Origin of the sequence: Alloactinosynnema sp. L-07 (assembly GCF_900070365.1) — a bacterium.
Lineage (GTDB): Bacteria > Actinomycetota > Actinomycetes > Mycobacteriales > Pseudonocardiaceae > Actinokineospora.
Genome location: NZ_LN850107.1, coordinates 2433814 through 2455948, shown reverse-complemented (window position 1 = coordinate 2455948; position 22135 = coordinate 2433814). Strand labels below are relative to the sequence as shown.

The window sequence follows — 22135 nt, the reverse complement described above, 5'->3', positions numbered from 1 at the left end:
CCCCGAGTATCCGGTGAAACCGTTATGCCGGTTATGTGGTCCGCTCGACCCGGACCGGGTGCGGGCGGTGGGCGGGCGGGTCGCGCGGGTCGACGGCGAGCGTCAGCTGTCCGTCGGACTCGTGCACCACCGCGAAGCCCGCGAACCGCAGGGTGATCAGCATGACGCGGTTGGCCTCGGTGCGCACGAACTCGGCGACCGGTCTGCGCCCGTCGGCCAGGGCCGCCTTGATCAGGTGGTCGACCAGGGCGGCGCCCGCGCCGCGGGACACCACCCGGCAGGACACCACGAGCAGCTCGATGACGCTGTCGGCGGCGGAGAACGCGGTGACGGCCAGCCCGACCGTGCCGTGCGAGCCGAATCGGTCGCTGAGTTCGGCGACGAGGACCTCGTGGCGGGGTGAGGCGCACAGGGCGAGCAACTCGTCGGGGGCGAAGGTGCGGCCGGTGGTGTTGAGCTGGTGGGCGCGGTCTGCCAGCTCATGCGTTCGGCTGAGGTCCGCCGGGTCGGCCGGGCGGACCCGCAGGACCAGGTCGAGCGACTTCATGAACTCCTTGGTCGGGCCGACGTGCTCAGCCTCAGCCTGCTTGCGCAGCTGTTCGGCGCGGTAGAGATGTCGGCGCCCGCGGGACTCGGCCGTGGCGTGCCGGGCCGCGAAACCGCCCAGCTCGGGTAGTCGGACCGCCTCCTCGGCCGGGTAGCACCGCACCGTGGGCAGGGCCGCGGCCACCTCGGCGCGCTCGGTCGGGTCGCCTGCGATGAACGCGATCGCGTCGAGGGCGATGTCCAGTTCGGCGGCGACGCGTTTGATCGACTCGGACTTGGCCACCCGGCCGACCTCAACCCAGGTGAACAGGTCGAGCAGCCCATTGCCCGCCAGGTGGGCGGCGGCGACGTCGGGTTCGCCCCGGCAGGCGACCGCGTGCAGCACCCCGCGCTGATCCAGGGTGCGCAGCGTCCGGACCGCGTCGGCGAAGGGGATCGCGTCGCCGCACCCGTCCCACAGCGTGCCGTCGAGGTCCCAGACCAGGCACTTCACCGGTGCCGTTGTCATCTGGCCACCTCCCTCCCCGTCGACCCCACGATGATCTCCATGAATGGGCCGTCGCGGAAGGTCCAGCGCTACGCCGGATAGGTATGGGTTTCGGTCGCCTTGACCGCCGCCCACAGCGTGTCCCCGCGCTGGATGCGCAGCTCGGCGACGGTCGCGGTGGTGATGTCGGCCAGGACCGGGGGAGTGCCGTCGAGGCGGACGCGGGTCGTGTGCGCGTGCTGTTCGACGCCCGCCACCGTGACCGGCCAGGTATTGCGGGGGCTGCCGCCGGGCGCGGCCGGGTGGAGGCTGACGGCGCTGGGCGGGAAGGCCAGATGGACGGGGCCGGTGGTCGGGGTGGCGATGGTCAGGGCGCCGCCCTCGGCGAGGTCGACCGTCGTGCCGCGGGCGGTGCCGCGGTAGAGGTTGAGCCCGACGAGGTTGGCGACGTAGTCGGTGCGGGGCTGCCGGGCGACCTCGGTGGGCGTGCCCTGCTGCACGATCCGGCCGTCCTCCACGATCACGAGCCGGTCGGCCAGCACCATCGCGTCGAGCGGGTCGTGGGTGACCAGCAGGGTGTGGCCGGGATAGTCGCGCAGGTGGTGGCCGAGTTCGGAACGGACATGCATCCGGGTGCTCGCGTCGAGCGCGGCCAAGGGCTCGTCGAGCAACAGCAGGTCCGGCCCCGTGGCCAGCGCACGGGCCAGCGCGACGCGCTGGGCCTGGCCGCCGGAGAGCGCGCGCGGCTTGGTCCGGACGTGGTCGGCGAGCCCGACCCGGTCGAGCCAGACCTGGGCCTGGTCGCGGGCGGCGTGCCGGGCCAGGCCGCGAGCGCGCAGGCCGAAGGCGACATTCTCCAGCGCGGTCAGGTGTGCGAAGAGGAGATAGTCCTGGAACACGACCCCGATCGGCCTGCGCTCAGCGGACCGGAACACGTCTGGTGGGGCGTCCCAGATGTCGTCGTCGACGTGGATGTGGCCCCCGGTCAGCGGGACCAGCCCGGCCAGGGCGCGCAGCGCGGTCGTCTTGCCCGCGCCGTTGGGGCCGAGCAGGGCGACGACCTCACCCGCGGCGATGGTCAGCGCCAGGTCCAGTGCGAATCGGTCGCGGCTGACCCGCAGGTCGGCGCGCAGCGTCATGCCGCACCTCGGATCCAGCGTTCCCGCAGGCCGGCCAGCACACCCACCGACACGAGCAAGAGCACGACACTGAGCACGATCGCGGCGTCCGGCTCGGTCTCCAGCGCCAGGTACACCGCCAGCGGCATGGTGGTCGTCTCGCCCGGGAAGTTGCCCGCGAAGGTGATGGTGGCGCCGAACTCGCCCAGCGCGCGGGCCCAGCACAGCACCGACCCCGCCACGACGCCCGGCATGATCGACGGCAGCGTCACCCGCCGGAAGGTCAGCCAGCGGGACGCGCCGAGGGTGGCCGCGGCCTCCTCGTAGCGCGGGTCGGCCGCGCGCAGGGCGCCCTCGACCGCGATCACCAGGAACGGCATGGCGACGAACGCCTCGGCGACCACAACACCCGCCGTGGTGAACGGCAGCGACACCCCGAACCACGCGTCGAGGTGCTGACCGATCAGCCCGCGCCTGCCCAGCACGAGCAGCAGCGCCACGCCGCCGACGACCGGCGGCAGCACCAGCGGAACCGTCACCAGCGCCCGCATCAGCCCGCGCCCCGGCACGTCGCCGCGGGCGAGCAGCCACGCCAGCGGGATGCCCAGGACCAGGCAGATCGCGGTGGCCAGGGTCGCGCAGACGAGCGAGAGCCGCAGCGCCTCGCCCACGGCCGCGCTGAACAGCCGCTCGGGCAGCGTCGACCACGGCGCGCGGACGAGAAGGCCGATCAGAGGAATGAGCAGGAAGGCCAAGCCGAGGACGGCGGGCAGCACGAGGACGGCGGGCAGCCGCCCCCGCGCCGCCCGCCGGGTCGCCGTCACGGGTTGTCGAAACCGGCTTCGCCGAACGCCGCGCGACCCTTGTCCGACAAGACGAAGTCGATGAACGCCTTCGCCGCGCCCGCGTTGGGCGCCTTGGCCAGCGGCGCGATTGGGTAGTCGTTGACGGCCTTGTCCGCCTCGGCGAACCCGATGCCCTCGACCTGGTCACCGGCCGACTTGACGTCGGTGCGGTAGACCAGGGCCGCGTCGACCTCGCCGAGCCGGACCTTCGTCAGCACCGCCTTGACGTCCTGCTCCAGGGTGTCGGGCTTCGCGGTCACCTTGGCCGCGTCGAACGCCTTCTTCGACGCCGCCCCGCACGGGACCTGCTCGGCGCACAGCGCGATCTTCAGCTCGTCCTTGCCGAAGTCGGCCAGACCGGCGACCTTGGCCGAGTTGCCCTTCGGCACCGAGATCTGGAGCCGGTTGCGCGCGAAAGTGGTCGGGGCGGCGGTGATCGTGCCCGCGTCGGTGACCTGCTTCATGTTGGCGGGCGACGCCGAGGCGAAGACGTCGGCGGGGGCGCCCTGGTTGAGCTGCTGGGCCAGCGCGGAGCTGCCGCCGAAGTTGAAGGTGACCTTCACCCCGGGGTGCGCGGCCTCGAAGTCCTTGCCCAGCTTGGTGAACGACTCGGTCAGCGACGCGGCGGCGAACACCGTCACCGTCCCGCTGAGCTGGGCGCCGGGCGGCTGCTCGGCCTGCGGCGACCCGCAGCCGGCGAGCCCGAGCAGGGTGACGGCGACGATTCCAGCTCGAATCACCCTCATGCCTCCGGGATCTCGACGACAACGTGGGTGGACTTGATCGAGGCGACGGCGACGCTGCCGATCTCCAGGCCGAGTTCGTCGGCGGCGTCGCGGCTCATGAGCGAGACCACCCGGAACGGTCCGGCCTGCATCTCGACCTGGGCCATCACCCCGTCCTTCACGACCCGAGTGACGATTCCGCGCATCCGGTTGCGCGCCGAAGCGGCCACGGTGGTTCCCGGCTCGGCGGTCTCGGACATCCGCTGGGCGAACCCGGCGAGTTCCCGACCGTCGATGGCCTTGCGGCCGCTCTCGGTCTGGACCGCGGCGAGCTTGCCCTGGTCGATCCAGCGGCGCACGGTGTCGTCGCTGACCCCGAGCAGGGCGGCCGCCTCGCTGATCCGCAAATTCGGCACAGCGCGAAGCCTATAGCCGCATCAGAGGAAAATCTAGCCGTAAAACGCCGTGACTCCCGAAAGGCGAGATCACCTGCCGGGAGTCACGTCTCAACTAGGCGACCGCGAGGAGCTTGCTCGCCGAGCAGGTGATCGCGCCGACGTTCTTGACCGTCTGGCGGAACTCACGCTCCGTCGCACCGTTGGAGTTGATCACCTGGGCGTAGTAGCCGCGGGTCAGCTCGAACTGGCACGGGGTCGACGCCGACGCGCCGGACGGGCTGAACCCGACGATGTAGGCCGCCGAGAGCGGGTTGGCGTTGTTCCACGTCTTCGATTGCTCCGCGGCCGGACCCAAGGTCCCGGTCGAGATGATCGTCGAAGTGGTCTTGACCCCGAGCAGGATCTCGGCGGTGCAGGCGATCGAGCCGACGTTCTTGACGTTGAACCAGAACTCGCGCTCGCCGCCCGGCTGCTGCTGATACCACTCCCGGGTGACCTCGAATTGGCACGCCACGGTGCTGGTCGCGCCGGTCGGGGACAGGCCGACGACGTAGGCGGCGTTGAGCGGATTGGCGTTGTTCCAGTGCTTGGTCACCGTCTGGCCGGGGTTGACCCCGCCGGTCGACCACACACCCGCCGCGTCGGGCAGCGAGTACAGGTAGATGTCGGTGCCGCACGCGATCGAGCCGATGTTCTTGATCGTGTAGTGGAACTCGCGTTCGCCGCCGAAGTTCTGCACGTACCAGGTTCTGGTGACCTCGAACAGACAGGGCAAGGTCGTGCTTGCGCCCTTCGGCGACAGGCCAACGACGTACGACAGGCCCTGTGGGGCGTTGTTCCACCCCCAGTGCTGCGTGCCACCTGGGGCGACGGTGCCGGAGAAGTGTGACGTCACCAGCGCCTGGGTGGACACGGGCGCCGCCGTCGCGGTGGCCGGGGCGACCAGCAGGGCCGACATCGCCGCCAAGGCGAGACCGGCCAGAGCTAACAGTGTTTTGCGCATTCAGTGCTCCTCGATTGTGGATCGTGCCTGATGGCGACCAGTGCACCGAGGTGGCGCTGTGGCTTCGACGCGGCCGCGTTGTGGGCGCCACAGCCGATCCACAACACCCGCTCGCGACGATGGCGGCACTCGCGCGGCTCCGGCCGCGCCGATCAGGGGAGGAACCAGCCGTGTCCGCAGCAACGGTTTGGCGCGCATCCGCGCTTGCCGCACTCGTCGTTGTCCCAAGCCTCGTGCTCACCGGAACCGCGCAGGCCCAGGACGGGACGGTCCAGGTGATCAGCGGCGAGCTGACGATCAAGGCCGCCGGGAGGCAGGTCAACAAGGTGCTGGTGTCGCACGTGGGTGACATGGTCGTCGTCAGCGATGTCGTGCCCCTCAGCGCGGGACCGGGGTGCCGCAAGTACGAGCGGACCGAGGTGCGCTGTCCGGCGACGGGGGTGACGAGCCTGGCGATCGATCTGGCGGACCTCGACGACAGGGCGGCATACAAGGGCCCGATGCCCGTCTACGCCGACGGCGGGGCGGGCGACGACATCGTGACCGGCGGGTACGGTGGCGACAAACTCCTGGGTGGCGAGGGCGTGGACTACGTCAGCGGCGGACCAGGCAACGACACCCTCATCGGCGGTCCCGGCGCCGACCACGTGTACGGCGGCACCCACAACGACGTGCTGTACGGCGACCTTCCGTACGCGACGCCCCTGTGTGACTCCGGCCTGCCGAGTTGCGGCGACTTCCTCTACGGCGGCGACGGCGCGGACAAGATCTATGGCGGCGAATGGGCCGACACGCTGGCGGGGGAAGGCGGCAACGACCTGCTGCGCGACTTCAGCGGCGGGGCGACATTCCGAGGTGGCCCAGGCGACGACACCATGATCGGCGCCTCGCCCTCCATGCGGGACACCGTCGACTACAGCGACCACCTCACCGACGTCAAAGTCGACCTCACGGCGGGAACCGGGGGAGATGTCCAAGCGGGCGAGCACGACACCATCACCTCCATCCAGGACGTCAATGGCGGGGCGGGCAACGACAGCCTGAAGGGCAACAGCGGAGACAACAACCTGACCGGCAACGGTGGCAACGACAGCGCCGATGGTGGCGATAGCGTGTTGTACAACGACATCTGCAACGTGGAATCCCCGAGCTACTGCTAGATGATTGATTCCTGACTATCGCGGGCCGGTCGAGACCTGGTGATAGTCAGGAATCAATCATCTAGTCGCGGCGTATCTGGACAGATCCCTGGTCCTCTCCCTAGCGGGAGGATCTTCTGTGAGCGATGTCGATGTTCGGCTCCTGGGCCCGCTGGTGATCAGCGGGCCCAGCGGTGTGCCCGCGCTGTCCGGGGCGCGGCAGCGCACACTGCTGGCGCTGCTGGCCCTGAAGTCACCCGAGCTGCTGTCCAGATCGCAGCTGATCGACGCGCTCTGGGGCGTGCGGCCGCCGCCGACCGCGGTCCGGACTCTGCAGAGCCACCTGGTGCGCGTCCGGCAGGCGCTGGCCGGTGCCGGGCTGGCCGACGCGCTGGTCACCGTCGAGCCTGGCTACCTGCTGCGACTGCCCGCGGGCGCGCTCGACGTCGTCCGGTTCGAGGAGCACGTGGCGGCGGGCAGGCGGGCGCTGGGGACCGGGGCGGCGGGGCTGGCGGCCAGGGAACTGCGGGCCGGACTGGCCCTGTGGCGCGGTGACCCGCTCGCCGACTGCCCCACCCACGAGTGGGCCGCGGCCGAGGTCGACCGGCTCAGCGACCTGAAGATCAGCGCCGCGACGGCGCTCGCCGAGGCGAACCTGCGGCAGGGCGCGCATGCCGAGGCGGTCGGCGAGGTCGAACAGCTCGTGGCGCGCTATCCGTTCCATGAGCGGCTGTGGGAGCTGCTGGTCATCGCCTACCACCGCGGCGGCAGGCAGGGCGACGCCCTGCGCGCGTTCCAGCGGGCCCGCGAGGTCCTGGTGCGGGAACTGGGCATCGAGCCCGGCGCCGGGCTGCGGAGCCTGGAGGCCGCCGTGCTCGCCGGGGCGGCCGAGGTGGACCCGGCGACGGCGGCCCCGGTCGTGGCGCGGGCGGCGCCGGTGACCACGCTCGTCGGCCGCACCCGCGAACTCGCCGACATCGGGCGGCTGCTGGGACGGGCGCGGCTGGTGACCCTGACCGGGCCGGGCGGGTGCGGGAAGACCCGGCTCGCGGTGAGCGCGGCCGAGCGCGCGGGTCGCCGGGTCGCGATGGTCGACCTGACCCCGGTGGCGTCCCCGGACCTGGTGGTCGACGCGGTGGCGACGGCACTGGGGGTGCCCGAACGGCCGGGTACGCCGCGGCTGGACACGCTGGTCGGCGAAGTCGGGGACGTGCTGGTGGTCTTGGACAACTGCGAGCACCTGGTGCGCGCGTGCGCGGACTTGGTGTCGCCGCTGCTGGCCGCGTGTCCGTCGCTGACCGTGCTGGCCACCAGCCGCGAGGCGCTTCGGGTCGCGGGGGAGTCGGTCTACGAGGTCGCGCCGCTGGCCGTGCCGGATCCGACCTGCCCGCGGTCGCTCGCCGAACTCTCGGTCTACGACTCGGTACGTCTGTTCCTCGACCGCGCCACCGAGCAGGGCGCCCCTGGCTTCACCGACGATGACGCGACCGCCATCGCGCGGCTCTGCGCGGCACTCGACGGCCTGCCGCTGGCCATCGAACTCGCCGCGGCCCGGACCTCGGTGCTGGCCCCCGCGCAGATCGCCCGCCGACTTCGGGATCGCTTCGGCCTGCTCACCCTCGGCCCGCGGGGCGCGCCCGAGCACCACCGCACACTGTTGGCGACCCTCGCGTGGAGCTTCGACCTGCTCGACGCCGACGAGGCCGCGCTGTTCCCCCGCCTCGGCGTGTTCGCGGGCGGGTTCTCTCTGGAGGCGGCCGAGGCGGTGTGGGAGCCGACACGCGCGCTCGACGCGGTGACCGGGCTGGTGGCCAAGTCGCTGGTCCGGGTGCGGCGCGAAAACGGGGTCAGCCGGTTCTCCCTGTTGGAGTCGGTCTCGGCCTACGCGGGCGACCTGCTCGCCGCCGACCCGTCCGGTCTGGCCGACGCCCAGGTCCGGCACGCCGCGTTCTTCCTGGCCCAAGCCGAGTCCGCCGACGCCGACCCGACCGGGGTGAGGCTGGCCGACCTGCGCGCCGACCACGACAACCTGCGCGCCGCGATAAGCTGGTCGCCGCACCCGCTGCGGCTGGCCGCCGCCCTCGGCCGCTACTGCCACCTGCACGGCCACTACCGCGAGGGCCGCCGCTGGCTGGCCACCGCTCTGTCCACATCGGACGAACCGGCGGCGGTGACGGCCAAGGCCCTGGCCGCCGCGGCCTCCTTGGCTCTCTTCGAATGCGACTACCCGGCCGCCGCCGACCACGCCGAGGCGGCCCTGCGCCACGCGGCAGGCGAACACCGGCTGACCGGCCGACTCCACCGCCTGCTCGGCTCGGTCGCCAGAGAGACAGGCCGCTACGCCGACGCGCTCGCCGCGTACGCCGCCTCAGCGGCAGGCTATGAAGCCGCGGGCGACCACTACGGCCTCGCCTATTCGAGACAGTTGACCGGCGCGACGTCCTGGCTGGCGGGCGACCTGGACACCGCCGACCACATCCTCAACGCCAACCTGCACGACTTCCACACCCTCTCCGACCGCAAGGGCGCCGCGTCGACCTCGGCCTACCTCGGCGCCGTGGCCCTCTACCGCGGCGAGTCCGCCCGGGCCCGGGCGCGGCTGGACCACGCGCTGGAGACGTTCGGGGAGCTGGAGTTCAAGGAAGGCATCGCGTGGGCGCTGAACCTGCTCGGCCTGGTGGAGTACGCGGAGGGCAATGCCGCGGGCGCGCGTCCCCTGCTCACCGCCAGCCTCGCCCTGCACCGCGAACTCGGCGACCACTGGCGGCAGGCCAGCGTCCTGGAAGCGCTGGCCTTGGTCGACCCGGACGAGAGCCTGATCGCGCGGGCGCGTGAGATCAGGACCCGGATCGGCGCGCCCGTCCCAGCCGTCGAACGGAACCCGCCGCAGCCGCCGGAGCCGCGAAGCGGCTCCGGACTCCCATGCCCTCCCAACCGCACCAGACAGCCCCAGCCCTCTCGTGCAGCTTCTAACTCGCCCAGGCCCGTTCGCTGAGCCCGCCCGATTCGCCGGAGCCGCGAAGCGTCTCCGGACTCCCATGCCCTCCCAACCGCACCAGACAGCCCCAGCCTTCTCGTGCAGCTTCTAACTCTCGGCCGCGCCCGTCCGCTAAAGGTTCACGCCTCGGCCCGGTGTGCGATGCGGCCCCCGACGATGGTCATCGCGACCGGCAGGTCCACGAGTTCGTCGGCGGCCAGCGTCAGCGGGTCGCCGCCGAAGACCGTGAGGTCGGCACGCGCGCCTTCCTTTATCCGCCCGGCGATGAGTTCCTCACCGGCGCCATAGGCGGCCCAGGTCGTGTAGCCCGCGAGTGCCTGCCGAGGGCTGAGTGCCTGTTCCGGGCCGACCGGCGCCCGGTCCCGCGCGCCCGCCGGGCGGCGCAGGCGCGCGCCAGCCATCACCACCCGCGGGTCGTAGTCCGCGATCGGCCAGTCCGAACCCAGCGCCACCCGCCCGCCCGCGGCCACGATGTCCGCGCACCGCAGCGCCTGTGCACGGCGGTCGGGTCCGACGCGGGCGGACCAGGTGTCGCTGTGGTCGGGCAGGATCCAGTCCAGATGGGTCGGCTGCATGGACGCGACCACGTCAAGGGCGTGGAACCGGCCGACATCGGCGTCGGCGAGGACCTCGGCGTGCTCGACGCGGTGCCTGCCGCCGCCGACGCGCTGATAGACGTCGAGGACGTGGCTGACGGCGCGGTCGCCGATGGCGTGGGTGAAACAGGGCAGCCCGAGGTCGACCACGGCGCGCGCGGCCCGCTCGAACCGGTCCACGTCTGTCCAAAAGGGACGGATGCTCTCGCCCGCGCAGTCGGGATGGTGCAGCCAGGCCGAGCCGCCGTCGATCGTGCCGTCCAGGAAGAACTTGACGGCGCCGACGGTCCAGCCGCGGGGCCGCCGCCGCAGTGCGCGAACGGTCTCGATGGTGCCGTCGACGTCGTCGGGCAGCGCCCAGGGGGCGAGCAGGACCCGTAGCGGCAGCTGGCCGCTCTGGTCGAGTTCGTCCAGGACGGCTTCGGTGCCCGGCCACAGGTCTGGCACGTGGATCCCGGTGATCCCGCAGGCCGCCTGCGCGGCGAAGAGGTCAGCCGCGCCGCGCGCGGTCTCGGCGAGGGTCTGTGGCGGGACGGCCGCGTTGCCGAGCAGGACGGCCGACATCTCGTGCAGCAGGCCGGTGGGGTCGCCGTGCTCGTCGACCACGATCTCGGAGCGGTCGCCGAACCCGATCGGCCCGGTGATCCCGGCCTGGCGCAATGCTTCCGTGCTCATCAGGGCGTTGTGGCAGTCGGCGAGCATGAGGAACGCGGGCCGCCCGCCGCCCGCCCGGTCGATCAGCGCGCGTGGCGTGTCCGGCAGGGTGACTATGGCGTCGTACTCGACTCCATCTATGATCACCCAGCCGTCGTCCGGCGTGGTCGCGGCCGTGCGGCGGACCAAGTCCAACAGCTCGTCGAGCGTGCCGAGGCCCAGGGCGCTGCCGCCACGCCTGGTCGCGATGCCCATCAGCGGATGCTGGTGGGAGTCGACCAAACCTGGGGTGACGGTCAAGCCAGTCCCGTCGACCACCTCCGTGCGACCGCCGATGTGCTCATCGACGTTGTCGCCGACCGCGATGATCCGCCCGGCGCGCACCGCCACCGCGCCCGCCACCGGCCTGGCCGGATCCATGGTGTGCACGGTCGCGTCGCGGAGGACCAGATCGGCGGCCGTCATCGCTGGGCCGATCGCAGATAGGCCCGCCAGCCGCCGTGGTCGGTGATGTCGTTGGTGGCGGTGTCGACCCCGGTCGCGTCGGCGACGAACCCGGTGACCACGGTGCCGTCATCGATGCGAACCGGGCCGAGGCCGAGCGGTGCGGCGATGGTCGGCAGCAGCGCGCCGAGACCCTGGTTCGGCAGCTCCCAGATCTCGACCTCGACACCGTCGGCCGATCCGTCGCCCGGAATCAGACCAGGGCGCGGAAACGGGCCGGGGACACGGTAGAGCCGGTAGCCGCCCGCGGTCCGGGCGCGCGCGTGCAGCCTGCCGCCCAGCGCGACGAGTTGGGGGTTGGCTGGCTGGCCGGTGAGGTGGGCGCCGACGACCGCGAGCCGGGTGTGGCCCTGCGCGGCATCCGGTTCGGCGCACGGCTCGCCGGTCCACCGCGAACCCAGGTCGAGCAGTGGGCGGTCGGCGAACGCGGGCGCGATCAGCTGCACCCCGAACGGCAGCCCGTCCGGTCGCTCGCCCGCCGGGACCGCGATCGCGCACAGGTCCAGCAGGTTCACCATGTTGGTGTACGTGCCGAGGCGGGAGTTCGCCCCGATCGGATCGGCGGCGACCTCCGCGAGCGTCGGGTGGCCTGGGGTCACCGGCAGGAGCAGCGCGTCCGCGCCGACGAACACCTGGCAGGCCAACGCGCGCAGGCGTTCAAGTTGGTCGAGTCCGGCGAACACGTCGGCCCCGGTGATCGATTCCGCGCCGAGGACGATCCTGCGCACGGTCGGGTCGAGGTGCGGGCCGTCCGGGTCGAGTTCGCCGCCGAAGGCGGCCAGCCGCTCGGCGACGAACGGGCCGCTGTAGAGCAGCCGCGCGGCGTCGAGGAACGGGGTGATGTCGACCGGGACGAGGTGAGCGATCGTCGCGGCGTGGGCCAGCGCGGCCGCCCACGCGACCTGGTGCGGCTCGTCGAGGTCGAGGGGCGAGTCGGGGACGGCGATCACCCGCAGCCACCGCGCGACCCCGGCCGGGGCGGCGGCGGGCATCGGCCGCGACCACGGCGTGCCGGGGTCGAACCGGACCACCGCGTCGAACGCGGCGCGGGCGGTGGCCACGTCCCGGGTGAACGTGGTGACACAGTCCAGCGACGGGCACGCGGGGACCACACCGGCGGTGGAGACCAGACCCCGGGTCGGCTTCATGCCGACGATGCCGTTGAAGGCGGCCGGGACCCGGCCGCTGCCCGCGGTGTCGGTGCCCAGCGCGAGCGGCACGATCCCGCTCGCCACCGCCACGGCGCTGCCCGAGCTGCTGCCGCCGCTGACGTGCTCGGCCGAGGCCACGCTGTGACAGGCGCCGTACGGGCTGCGAGTGCCGACGAGACCAGTGGCGAACTGGTCCAAATTGGACTTGGCGATCGGCACCGCGCCCGCCGACAGCAGCGCCCGCACCACTCCGGCGTGACCTGCGGCCGGGGTGGTCCGGGTCGGGCAGCCCGCAGTGGTCGGCACGCCTTCGACGTCGATGTTGTCCTTGACGACAAAGGGAATCCCGGCCAGCGGGCCGTCGCCCGCCTGCTCCGCGAACGCCCGCACCTGGGCGTCGTCGAACACGGTGATGAAGGCGGGCTGCGCGGTCGTCCGCGCGGCTTCGAGGGCGTCAAAGATCATCGTGTGTCCCACCTGGCGCGTTCGTCGGCGAACGCGGCCTGGCGCCGCGCTCGGAGGGTGGCGATCTCGGCGGCGTGCTCGGTCTCGATCGCGGCGACCTCGGCCAGCGAGAACGTCGCGGGCCGGGCCACCAGATCCGCGCGGCCCGCCTTGATGTCGGCACGCAGGTCGGCCAGTTCCGCCGCCGTGACCGGCTGGAACCGCAGCCGGTCGAACTGGCGCAACAACCACGGCCGCGCCCCGGATCCGGGCACGTGGCGCCACACCGGGACGGTCCGGCCGACGAGCTGGTAGCCGCCTGGGCCCTCCATCCCGTACACGCACAGGTACACCCCGCCGATGCCGACGGCGTTCTGCGGCGTCCACGTGCGGGCCGGGTCGTACTTCGTCGTCACCAGCCGGTGCCGCGGGTCCATCGGCACCGCGACCGGTGCGCCCAGGTAGACATCGCCCAAGCCGATCACCAGGTAGGTCGCGGCGGTGACGATGTCGAACACCTCGTCGCGGTCGCGCAGGTCGTTGACCCGGCGGATGAACTCGACGTTGTCCGGGCACCACGGCGCGTCGGGCCGCACCGACCGCGCGTAGCGCGCCATGGCCTCATGCGCGAGCGGGTGGTCGAGCGCGAGCGGCAGGGTCACCTCCCGCACGTCGAGCGTGACCTGGTTCGGGTCGGGGATCCGCAGCGCGTGGTCGAGCACGATCTCGGCCAGTTCGTCCGGGCGGATCACGGCCGGATCGGCTTGCAGCAGCAGGGATCGCACGCCCTCGACCAGCTCGCTGATGCCCGCGACGGCCTCGGCGCGCAGCCGCTCGGCGAGCAGGTGCACCCAGAACCGGACCGTCAGGTCTAGCTCGGCGGGCCCGGCTTCTAGCAGCAGGTGGTGGTCGCCCGCGCGGCGCAGGACGAGACCAGGCCGATGGCCTTCGGGGTCGAGCCGGGCGAGGACGACGTCCGGCTCGGCGGTCGGCGGGACCGCGGAGCGGGTGGTGGCGACTCGTGGCGAGATGACGTGCAGGTCGGCCAGCAGCGCGTCGCGTTCGGCGTTGACGGCCTCGGCGGTCGCGGGGGAGACCACGTCCAAGCGCACGGTGTCGCCAGGACGCAGTTGGGCGAGCATCCACCGGTCCGCGCGGATCACCACGCAGGGCACGACGAACCCGCCCAGGCTCGGACCGTCCGGGCCGACGATCACCGGGGTGTTCCCGGCGAGCATGATGCCGCCGATCGGATAGGCGCTGTCGTGGATGTTCGACGGGTGCAGACCGGCTTCGCCGCCGTCGCGCCGCGCCCACCCCGGCGTCGGCCCGATCAACCGGACGCCGGTGCGGTCGGCGCGGTGGTCGACGGTCCAGGTCGCGGCGAACAGCGCGGCGACGCCGTCCGGCGTGAGGTGTTCCGGCGCGCCGTGCGGGCCCGCCAGCACGCGTAGGGTCCAGTCGTGGCGCAGCTCCGGCAGCAGCTCGGCCACGTCCATCGGCGGGTCGAGGTTCTCCGCGCGGCCGATCGGCAGCGTCGTGCCCGCCGTCAGCGGACGCCCGTCGTGGCCACCGAACCCGCCCAGGGTGAACGTCGCCCGGCTGCCCAGGTCCAGCGGCGCGGCGATACCGCCCGCGACGGCGAGGTAGGAACGCAGGCCAGGCTCGCCGCACGGTCCGAGGTCGAGCACCCCGCCCGCCGGAACCACGGTGACGACACCCAACTCGACCGGCCGCCCGTCGACGGTCGCGTCGTGCGCCGCCCCCGTCACGCAGATCAGCGCGCGCTGACCGAACCGCAGCGTCGGCCCGACCGCGACCGCCTCCAGCCCGGCCGCGCCCCGATGGTTGCCAACGGCGCGGGTGGCCAGCGCGAACGCGAAGTCGTCCCACGCGCCCGATGGCGGCACCCCGACATCCCAGAGGCCGCGCCTGCCGTGGAGGTCCTGCACGGTGGTCTGGACCCCAGGCGTGAGGACTTCGATCGTGGCGGTCCGCACGACAGTGGCCGTCACTGGCTCCACCAGCCCAGCAGCTGGATCGGGGTCGGATTCCAGCCGTTGCACGGGTTGTTGAGCTGCGGGCAGTTGCTGATCAGCGCGATGATGTCGCGCTCGGCGCGCACCTGCACATACTTGCCCGGCGCGGAGACGCCGTCGGCGAAGGTGAGCCCGCCGTCGGCGGTCAGCGGGACGTTCATGAAGAAGTTGATGTTGTGTCCGAGCTCGGCGGGACCGATGCCTGCCTCGGCGCCGTAGCGCAGGAAGGTCTGCCTGCACGCGTGCTGGTGGCGGGTGTGCGCGCCGTAGCGGATGACGTTGGACTCCTGCGAGCACGCGCCGCCGACCGTGTCGTGCCTGCCGCAAGTGTCCTCGGTGATCGTGGCCAGCACGTCGAGGTCGGCCGAGAGCAGCCGGGACCCGGTGGTCAGGTAGACCGCGCCCTGCTCGCGGATGGTGTCCATCGCGCTGTAGCGGTTGTGGAGGTCGGCCGCGTCGTAGAACAGGGTGTCGGCGGCCTGGTTGCCGTGCAGGTCGACGATGCGGAAGCTGCCGCCCGCCGGGATGACGCCGACCCAGCCGTCGCCCGCCGCCACGGTCACATCGAGGTTCGGGGCCGTGATCACGCGAACACCGCCTTGGCCGCTTCGAGGGCGCGGGCGCTCTCGTCCCGGAAGGTCATCGACGGATCGTCGTCGCCATACGGCTCACCCTCGGTCACCTCGGCCAGGACCGCCGCGGGCCGCCACCGCGGATCCGCCGGATGCGGGGCGGTCGCCAGGATCACCAGCAGATCGACCTCCGCGCGCAGGCTGACCCAGTCGCCGGTCTTGGCGTGTCCGTCGACGAAGCTCAGGCCGCCGTCGTCGGCGGTCGCGAGCTTGCTGAAGAAGTTGACGCACGCGTGCAGGTGAGCGGGCCCGCGGCCGTGCTTGGTCAACTCGCTCACCACCCCGGCCCGCGCCGACCGCCGCCACTCGTTGCGATCGGCACCGTAGGACGACGGCCCGAACCGCTCGACGTGCGCGTCCACCGAGTGCCCCCCGAGCGCGTCGTGCCAGTCGAGGGTGGAGCCGACCACCGAGGCCAGCCCGACGCCCCGGTCCGACATCAGCACCATCGGCGGGTGGACGCGCGCGCTCATCTGGGCTTTGAGCGTGTCGGGGATGTTCATGCGGTCGACCGGATCACCGGCGGCGTAGACGAACGTCGAACAGTTCGCCCCGTCACCCTGGGCGGTCAACCGCAGCACCCGTCCCCGCCGAACCTGGACCGACCACGCCGCGGCGGCGGATACCACATGACTCACGAGCGCGGCCAAGCCACGACCTCCGGTTGTCGAAGGCCCCGCGGGGTACGGCGCCAGGTGGCCTCCCGGGCTTTTATCCCGCCGTGGAACAAGGCAGCCGCCTTGCCTGCGTCTCTCGGACCAGCCCCGGAGAATCCGACGGAACCCTAGACGCGCCCCGCGTGCGTGCGGGTCCGTGCCAGACAACCAGACGGGACCACCGCGCGCAACGAGATCCGATCACTCCGCCGACAGTTCGGACGGGACCGCGTAGACGTCGACCATCGCGCCGTTGCGCAGAACCGTGATCGGCAGATCCAGGCCGATGGCCTCACCGAACAGCTGACGCTGGATGCCCTGGGCGTCACGCACTTGGACCCGCCCGACGGTGAGGACGAGGTCGCCCGCCCGCAGGCCCGCGCGGGCGGCCGGGCCACCGGCGACCACTTCCACCACCCGCAGGCCCGCGCGCTGGCCGGTGCGGTCGGCGACGTCGTCGGGCAGCGGCGCCGGGACGCCCACCACCCCCAGGTAGGCGCGGCGGACGCGCCCGTCGGCGAGCAGGGTGTGGATGATCCGCAGGGTGGTCGCGTTCACCGGGACCGCCAGGCCGAGCCCGAACCCGGCCACGGCGGTGTTGATCCCGACCACGCGGGCCGCTGAGTCGGCCAGGGCGCCGCCGGAGTTGCCGGGGTTGAGGGCCGCGTCGGTCTGGATCACGTTCTCGATCACCCGGCCCGTGCGTCCCTGCCGCACCGGCAGCGCCCGGCCGAGCGCGCTCACCACGCCCGCGGTCACCGAGCCCGCGAGGCCAAGGGGATTGCCGACCGCCACGACGAGTTGGCCGACGACGAGCCGGTCGGCGTCGCCGAAGGCGGCGGGCGGGGGAGTGTCGCCGTCGACCTGCAGGACCGCGAGGTCGGAGAGGGCGTCGCGGCCGACGACGACGAACCGGGACTCGGCGCCGTCGGCGAAGGTGACCGTGCCCGACCCGGCCGAGCCGACGACGTGCGCGTTCGTGATGAGGTTCGACGAGTCGTCGAAGATGACGGCTGATCCGCTGCCCTGGCCCAGCCGGACCGCGGCGACCCTCTGGGTCACGGTGGCGGCGACCGCGCTGACCGTCCGGGAGTAGGCGTCGAGGGCCTCGGCCTCGGTGGGCAAGCCCGGTTCGAGGTCTTCCGACACGTCGACCACCACCTCGGGCCCGGCGCGATTACATCATTTCACCTCACCAGTGTGCGCCCGCGCGTGGTGATCTCGCGCCCAGTTCACCCTGAGCGGAAACGCCGGGGATTCAGTACCGCGACCGCGTACCACCACGGATGTCGCCGCCGCGTGGTCGAGGGACGGTGCTCGCATGAAGCTGAACGAAGCGGTCGAGCGACTGTTCTCCCCGGCCAGGTGCCCAGGGCGGGTCGGGGCCGAGGTCGAGCTGATCGCGGTCACCGACACCCCCGACCCGCGCCCGGTCGACCCCGCCGTCCTCTCCGCCTGGTTCGACGCCGACTTCGTCCGCGTGGCGGTGCCGACCTTCGAGCCGGGCGGCCAACTCGAACTCAGCCCCGCGCCCCGACCCTCGGTCGACACACTCGTGCGGGACCTGCGCGGGCTGGTGGATCGCGCGTCGGCGATCGCCGCGCGAGTCGGCGCGCGACTGGAGTCGGTCGGCACCAACCCGTATCACGGCTGCGACGACGTCCCGCTGCGCACACCGTCGCCGCGGTATCTCGCGATGCAGCGGGCGTTCGACGAGGTTGGGCCGGACGGCAGGCGGATGATGCGCCTCACCGCGTCGCTGCAGGTCGCCGTCGACCTGCTGCCGGGCGGCGCGGGGCGCGAGCAGTGGCTGGTCGCCAACCTGGCCGGTCCGCCGCTCACCGCGGTGTTCGCGAACTCGCCGTCGCTGGACGGTCTGCCGTCGGGGATCGACAACGCGCGCACCCGGATCTGGCAGGGCGTCGACCCGCGCCGGACCGGCTACGACGGCCGCCACCTCGACCCCGCCGACCCCGTTGGCGCCTACGCCGCCTTCGCCGCGGCCGCGCCCCGGCTGTCGATCCCCGAGACCGCCGACCCGGTCTACCACCTGTCCACCCTGTTTCCGCCGGTCCGGCCGCGCGGCGGCTACCTGGAGGTCCGCTACCTCGACGCCCAGCCGGTCGACCGGATCGGCGCCGCGGTCGCGGCCGTGGTGACCCTGCTGACCGACGCGCGGGCTCGGCGGGACGCGCTCGACTTGCTGCTGCCGCGCGTCGCCGACCAGTGGCGGGCCTGGAGCGAGGCCGCGGCAGGGTATTCGCCCGAATCGGCCGCCCTGCTCTCCATTGTCCACTCGCGACAGACAGTGCCGATTCGCCATGCCCTCGAACCGCTCGAACACCGCGAGGTAGGTCTGTTTGTGCGCGGCCAGGTCGGGCAGCATCCCGGAGGCGTGTCATGAGGATCGCGTTCGTCGCCGACCCGCTGGAGTCGCTCGACGCGGGCATCGACAGCACGGTCGGGCTCATGCACGCGGCGCAGGACCGCGGCGCCGAGGTGTGGGTCACCGAGACCAGGCATCTCGAAGCCGTCGACGCCCGCGCCCGCGCGACGGCCCGCCGGGTGCGGCTCACCCCATGCGCGCCGGCAGGCGGAGTTCGCTGGACCGTGCCGGACCCGTGGTTCACCGTCGTCGCGTCGCGGCGGATCTGGCTCGACGAGACGGCCGCGGTGTTCATCCGCACAGAGCCGCCCATCGATCAGACCTACACCGCCGCCACGCTCATCCTCGACCTGGTGGACCCGGCGCGGACCGCCATGGTCAACGATCCGCGCGGGATCCGGGCGTGCAGCGAACACCTGCTGCCGCTGCGGTTCCCCGACCTGATCCCGCCCACCGCGGTCACCGCCGACGCGGGCACCATCCGGGCGTTCCTCGCCGAGCACGGACCCGCGGTCGTCAAACCGGTCGACGGGTTCTCCGGCCGGGGCGTCCTGCGGCTCGACGAGGGCGACCCGAACCTGCCCTCACTCATCGAACTGTCGACCGAGTTGGGCGCGCGCGCCGTCGTGGTGCAGAAGTTCCTGCCCGAGGTCGGTTCCGGCAACAAACGGCTGTTCGTCGTCGCGGGAGAGCCGGTCGGCGCGGTCTACCGATTCCCGGCCGACGGCGACTTCCGCATCGGCCACCCGTCCGCGCGGGCCCCGGTCACCGCCCGCGACCGCGAGATCTGCGCCCGCCTGGCGCCGACCCTGCTGGCCAACGGCATCCACACCGCGGGCCTGGACGTCATCGGCCCACACCTCATCGAAGTCAACCTCACCAGCGTAGGGGCGCTGCGCAAGGCCGACGCACTGCTCGGCTGGACCCTCTGCGCCGACTTGATCGACAGCGTGCTCGACACGCGCGAAGAACGGAGATCAGCATGACCACCGCAATCATCTGCACCGCGATCCTGGCATCCGCGGTGTTCATCCTCGGGCTCAACGTGTCCATCCGGCGCGGCCAGACGCACAAGGCCGGGGGCAGCCAGTACACGACCGACCCTGACGACAAGCTGTACGTCGCGATCCGGGCGCACGGCAACGCCTCCGAGTACGTGCCCACGCTCATCGTGCTGTTCCTGCTCGTCGGCGCAAGAAGCCCGGACTTCGTGGCGATCCCGCTGATCATCGGCGCGACGCTCGCCCGGCTGGCGCACGCCTACGGGATGCTCAGCGCGGGCAGCCTCAACGTCGAGACCAAGTACCGCTTCGGCGGCGCCGCGGCCACCTACATCTTCGGCGTGGCCCTGGCCATCGCCGCGGCCGTGAGTTTGTTCTGATGGCACGCCATCCGGCCGTCCGCGCGCTGCGTACCCGAGCCTTCCGCCGCTATGTCGCGGGCCAGCTTCCGTCGGTCACCTGCTCCTGGGCGCAGGTCGTCGCGCTGGCCTGGGTGGTGGTCGACCTCGACCCGCGCGCGCTCGGCTGGATGGTGGCCTGCCAGTTCCTGCCGAGTGTCCTCTTCGGACCGTGGTGCGGCGCGGTGGTCGACCGGCACGACCGGCGGCACCTGCTGATCCTCGCCGAGGCGGGCCTCGGTCTGGTAGCCCTGTGCTTCGCCGTCGCTTCAGCCACGCACTCGCTGACCCTCCCGCTGATCTACCTGCTCGCCACGGTCTGGGGTGTGGTGAACGCGCTCGACACCCCGGCCCGGCGGGCACTGGTGCCGATGCTCGTCCCGCCGGACCTGGCGGCGGGCGCCTCGGCCCTGGCGGGCACCGTCATGCTCCTCGGCATGACCGCGGGCACCGCCGTCGGCGCGGTCATGATCACCACCGTGGGCGTCGGCGCCACCTTCGCCGTCAACGCGCTGTCGTTCCTGTTCGACATCGCGCTCCTGCTGACCATCCGCACCGCCGCGTCGCCCAGGGTCAAGCGGGCCCCAGGCCAGATCCGCGACGGCCTGCGGTACGTCTGGCGCACGCCGCCGCTGCGGGCCGCGATGCTGGCGCTCGGGGTCGTCGCGACGTTCGCGTTCACCATCCAGGTGTCGGTTCCGATCTTGATCCGGGTCGAGTTGGGTGGCGGCGCGGGTCTCGTCGGCACGGCGTTCACCGCGATGACCGCAGGGAGCCTCGTCGGTGCCCTGTCCGCGGCTGTGCACGGAAACCCCGGACCTCGGACGCTGGCGAGGTCGATTCAGCTCATGGCCCTGTGTTCGGCGATCACCGCCGCATCGCCCGGCATTCCCGTCGCCCTGCTGGGCATCGCGGGCATCGGGCTGGCCTGGTCGCTGTTCCTCGCCTCGGCGATAGCGACACTGCAGACCGCGGCGCCGTCGATGACCGGTCGCGTGATGGCGCTGTTCTCCGCGGTCCTGCTGGGTGGAACGGCGCTCGGCGGACCGGTCGCCGCGACACTGGCCGACCTGGTCGACCCGCGCGCGCCGTTCGTCCTGGGAGCCGCCGCCTGCCTGGTCGCCCTCACCCGATTGAATGACGGCAGCACTGATCGAACTCGGAGGGCACGTGGGCGAGACAAGGGACATCGAACGGATCTACTCCACCACTGAGGTCGTCGCGAAGCTCCGCCGCCTCGCCGACGCGCTGGAGTCGGAGACCTCGTTCCGCATCCAGATCGCGGGTGAGCGCATCCGGGTGCCGGTGCGCGCCCAGTTCTCCATCGAGCACGAGCGCGGCGACGGCTCGGAGGAGATCGAGTTCCAGCTGAAGTGGGACCTCGAAGAGGCCGACGACGACGAGGACGACGACGCCGTCGTCTGATCGCCTTTCGCTAACCAGCCTGTGAAGCAACGTGAACTGGTGCCCGGGCCGCCCGGGCACCAGTCTCGTCGGCATGGAACTCGCAGGCATCTTCGTCCCCCTGATCACGCCCTTCACCGCCGATGACCACGTCGACGTCGACGCCCTGGCCGGATTGGCCCACCAGGTCATCGCCGACGGTGCCTCGGGCCTGGTCGCGCTGGGAACCACCGCGGAGGTGTCGGCGCTGGACGCGGGGGAGCGGGCCACCGTGGTCGAGGTCTGCGCGTCGGTCGCTCGGGAGCTGCATGTGCCTCTGGTCGTCGGCGCGGGCGGCAGCGCGACCGCGGCCTCCGTCCGCGACCTCGCGGCGCTGACCCGCCCCGAGATCACCGCCGCGATGACCCTCGTCCCGCCGTTCACCCGCCCCTCGGAGGCGGGCGTCGTCGAGCACTTCCGCGTGCTCGCCGAGGCCAGCCCGGTTCCCCTGATCGTCTACAACGTGCCCTACCGAACCGCCCTGTCGCTGTCGGCCGAGACGGTCCTGCGCATCGCGGACCTGCCCAGGGTGATCGGGACCAAGCACAGTGTCGGCGCCGTTGATCCGGCCACCGTCGCCATCCTGGGCAGGCGCCCACCCGGCTTCGCCGTGATGGCGGGCGACGACGTCCTCGTCTCGCCGCTGCTGGCCCTGGGTGCCGCGGGCGGGATCCTGGCCTCCGCGCACCTCCGCACGGCCGACTTCGTCGAGCTGGCGACCGCCTGGCGCAAGGGCGAGGCCGACCGGGCCCGGGCGCTCGGGCACGACCTCGCCGACCTCTCGGCGAAGCTGTTCGCCGAGCCGAACCCCGTCGTCATCAAGGCCGTTCTGCACGCCCACGGGCGGATCGCCACCCCGAACGTGCGGCTGCCGCTGCTGCCCGCCACGGCGGTCCCGACCGTGTGACGCGCTGGTCGGGGTGTAACCGTCGGCGCGACGAGCGGATCGAGGCCGGATGCGGTGAGCTGTGG

Annotated in this window: 20 protein-coding genes and 1 riboswitch; of the genes, 8 read left to right on the top strand and 12 right to left on the bottom strand. The window is 72.4% G+C overall.

The genetic code is table 11. The annotated features are described in order from the left end of the window. Positions 1-31: 31 nt before the first annotated feature. From BN1701_RS11025 to BN1701_RS11000, 6 genes are all read right to left on the bottom strand, one after another. Positions 32-1054 (bottom strand): HAD family hydrolase, encoded by a 1023-nt coding sequence (locus BN1701_RS11025; protein ID WP_054048015.1) that lies wholly within the window; start codon positions 1052-1054, stop codon positions 32-34. 68 nt (positions 1055-1122) lie between these two features. Further along, positions 1123-2172 (bottom strand): ABC transporter ATP-binding protein, encoded by a 1050-nt coding sequence (locus BN1701_RS11020; RefSeq protein ID WP_054048013.1) that lies wholly within the window; start codon positions 2170-2172, stop codon positions 1123-1125. Continuing rightward, on the bottom strand, positions 2169-2975 hold the full coding sequence (modB, locus tag BN1701_RS11015) for a molybdate ABC transporter permease subunit (RefSeq protein ID WP_054048011.1): 807 nt from the start codon (positions 2973-2975) through the stop codon (positions 2169-2171). The genes BN1701_RS11020 and modB overlap by 4 nt, the downstream gene beginning before the upstream one ends. Beyond that, positions 2972-3742 carry a molybdate ABC transporter substrate-binding protein gene (gene modA / locus BN1701_RS11010; protein ID WP_054048009.1) on the bottom strand — a complete coding sequence of 257 codons (771 nt, stop codon included), beginning with the start codon at positions 3740-3742 and terminating at the stop codon, positions 2972-2974. The genes modB and modA overlap by 4 nt, the downstream gene beginning before the upstream one ends. After that, positions 3739-4137 (bottom strand): molybdopterin-binding protein, encoded by a 399-nt coding sequence (locus BN1701_RS11005; RefSeq protein WP_054048007.1) that lies wholly within the window; start codon positions 4135-4137, stop codon positions 3739-3741. The genes modA and BN1701_RS11005 overlap by 4 nt, the downstream gene beginning before the upstream one ends. 94 nt (positions 4138-4231) lie before the next feature. Then, positions 4232-5122 carry a hypothetical protein gene (locus tag BN1701_RS11000; protein WP_054048005.1) on the bottom strand — a complete coding sequence of 297 codons (891 nt, stop codon included), beginning with the start codon at positions 5120-5122 and terminating at the stop codon, positions 4232-4234. 170 nt (positions 5123-5292) lie between these two features. Between BN1701_RS11000 and BN1701_RS10995 the strand changes: the two genes are divergently transcribed. Both BN1701_RS10995 and BN1701_RS10990 read left to right on the top strand, forming a co-directional pair. Continuing rightward, positions 5293-6282, top strand: a complete 990-nt coding sequence (locus BN1701_RS10995; protein ID WP_172803229.1) for a calcium-binding protein — start codon at positions 5293-5295, stop codon at positions 6280-6282. Between the two features lie 118 nt (positions 6283-6400). Further along, positions 6401-9256, top strand: coding sequence for a BTAD domain-containing putative transcriptional regulator (locus BN1701_RS10990; RefSeq protein WP_054048001.1), 2856 nt, complete (start codon positions 6401-6403; stop codon positions 9254-9256). A gap of 122 nt (positions 9257-9378) precedes the next feature. On the opposite strand, the gene BN1701_RS10985 is transcribed toward BN1701_RS10990, so the two are convergent. From BN1701_RS10985 to BN1701_RS10960, 6 genes are all read right to left on the bottom strand, one after another. Beyond that, positions 9379-10974: an amidohydrolase gene (locus tag BN1701_RS10985; RefSeq protein ID WP_054047999.1), complete on the bottom strand. Its 1596-nt coding sequence runs from the start codon at positions 10972-10974 to the stop codon at positions 9379-9381. Next, the gene (atzF, locus tag BN1701_RS10980; RefSeq protein WP_054047997.1) at positions 10971-12629 is read right to left on the bottom strand and encodes an allophanate hydrolase; all 1659 of its coding nucleotides are present in this window, start codon (positions 12627-12629) and stop codon (positions 10971-10973) included. Before atzF ends, BN1701_RS10985 begins: the two co-directional genes overlap by 4 nt. Next, on the bottom strand, positions 12626-14623 hold the full coding sequence (locus BN1701_RS10975; RefSeq protein ID WP_231949566.1) for a 5-oxoprolinase/urea amidolyase family protein: 1998 nt from the start codon (positions 14621-14623) through the stop codon (positions 12626-12628). Before BN1701_RS10975 ends, atzF begins: the two co-directional genes overlap by 4 nt. Continuing rightward, positions 14620-15234 (bottom strand): urea amidolyase associated protein UAAP2, encoded by a 615-nt coding sequence (locus BN1701_RS10970; RefSeq protein WP_054047995.1) that lies wholly within the window; start codon positions 15232-15234, stop codon positions 14620-14622. The genes BN1701_RS10975 and BN1701_RS10970 overlap by 4 nt, the downstream gene beginning before the upstream one ends. After that, positions 15231-15929: a DUF1989 domain-containing protein gene (locus BN1701_RS10965; protein ID WP_054047993.1), complete on the bottom strand. Its 699-nt coding sequence runs from the start codon at positions 15927-15929 to the stop codon at positions 15231-15233. The genes BN1701_RS10970 and BN1701_RS10965 overlap by 4 nt, the downstream gene beginning before the upstream one ends. A gap of 48 nt (positions 15930-15977) precedes the next feature. Further along, a riboswitch (guanidine-I (ykkC/yxkD leader) is annotated at positions 15978-16078 on the bottom strand. Positions 16079-16136: 58 nt separating this feature from the next. Further along, positions 16137-17084, bottom strand: coding sequence for a S1C family serine protease (locus BN1701_RS10960; protein WP_231949565.1), 948 nt, complete (start codon positions 17082-17084; stop codon positions 16137-16139). Positions 17085-17256: 172 nt separating this feature from the next. Here BN1701_RS10960 and BN1701_RS10955 point away from each other — a divergent pair, with 172 nt between their 5' ends. The 6 genes from BN1701_RS10955 (at position 17257) to BN1701_RS10930 (ending at position 22070) form a co-directional block, all read left to right on the top strand. Further along, positions 17257-18339, top strand: a complete 1083-nt coding sequence (locus BN1701_RS10955) for a glutamate-cysteine ligase family protein (protein ID WP_054047991.1) — start codon at positions 17257-17259, stop codon at positions 18337-18339. After that, on the top strand, positions 18336-19307 hold the full coding sequence (gene gshB, locus BN1701_RS10950; RefSeq protein WP_054047989.1) for a glutathione synthase: 972 nt from the start codon (positions 18336-18338) through the stop codon (positions 19305-19307). Before BN1701_RS10955 ends, gshB begins: the two co-directional genes overlap by 4 nt. After that, entirely contained in the window at positions 19304-19702 is a 399-nt protein-coding gene (locus BN1701_RS10945) for an MAPEG family protein (RefSeq protein ID WP_054047987.1), read from the top strand. Before gshB ends, BN1701_RS10945 begins: the two co-directional genes overlap by 4 nt. Next, positions 19702-20934, top strand: coding sequence for an MFS transporter (locus tag BN1701_RS10940; protein ID WP_054047985.1), 1233 nt, complete (start codon positions 19702-19704; stop codon positions 20932-20934). Before BN1701_RS10945 ends, BN1701_RS10940 begins: the two co-directional genes overlap by 1 nt. Further along, complete coding sequence (locus BN1701_RS10935; RefSeq protein WP_231949564.1) at positions 20891-21145, top strand: amphi-Trp domain-containing protein; 255 nt, start codon at positions 20891-20893, stop codon at positions 21143-21145. Before BN1701_RS10940 ends, BN1701_RS10935 begins: the two co-directional genes overlap by 44 nt. Before the next feature lie 73 nt (positions 21146-21218). Beyond that, on the top strand, positions 21219-22070 hold the full coding sequence (locus tag BN1701_RS10930; protein ID WP_054055770.1) for a dihydrodipicolinate synthase family protein: 852 nt from the start codon (positions 21219-21221) through the stop codon (positions 22068-22070). Positions 22071-22135: the final 65 nt, after the last annotated feature.

Coding starts and splice junctions, on each gene's coding strand:
- BN1701_RS11025 (WP_054048015.1), bottom strand. CDS start 1,054: ATGACAACGGCACCGGTGAAGTGCCTGGTCTGGGACCTCGACGGCACG.
- BN1701_RS11020 (WP_054048013.1), bottom strand. CDS start 2,172: ATGACGCTGCGCGCCGACCTGCGGGTCAGCCGCGACCGATTCGCACTG.
- modA (WP_054048009.1), bottom strand. CDS start 3,742: ATGAGGGTGATTCGAGCTGGAATCGTCGCCGTCACCCTGCTCGGGCTC.
- BN1701_RS11000 (WP_054048005.1), bottom strand. CDS start 5,122: ATGCGCAAAACACTGTTAGCTCTGGCCGGTCTCGCCTTGGCGGCGATG.
- BN1701_RS10985 (WP_054047999.1), bottom strand. CDS start 10,974: ATGACGGCCGCCGATCTGGTCCTCCGCGACGCGACCGTGCACACCATG.
- atzF (WP_054047997.1), bottom strand. CDS start 12,629: ATGATCTTTGACGCCCTCGAAGCCGCGCGGACGACCGCGCAGCCCGCC.
- BN1701_RS10955 (WP_054047991.1), top strand. CDS start 17,257: ATGAAGCTGAACGAAGCGGTCGAGCGACTGTTCTCCCCGGCCAGGTGC.
- gshB (WP_054047989.1), top strand. CDS start 18,336: ATGAGGATCGCGTTCGTCGCCGACCCGCTGGAGTCGCTCGACGCGGGC.
- BN1701_RS10945 (WP_054047987.1), top strand. CDS start 19,304: ATGACCACCGCAATCATCTGCACCGCGATCCTGGCATCCGCGGTGTTC.
- BN1701_RS10940 (WP_054047985.1), top strand. CDS start 19,702: ATGGCACGCCATCCGGCCGTCCGCGCGCTGCGTACCCGAGCCTTCCGC.
- BN1701_RS10930 (WP_054055770.1), top strand. CDS start 21,219: ATGGAACTCGCAGGCATCTTCGTCCCCCTGATCACGCCCTTCACCGCC.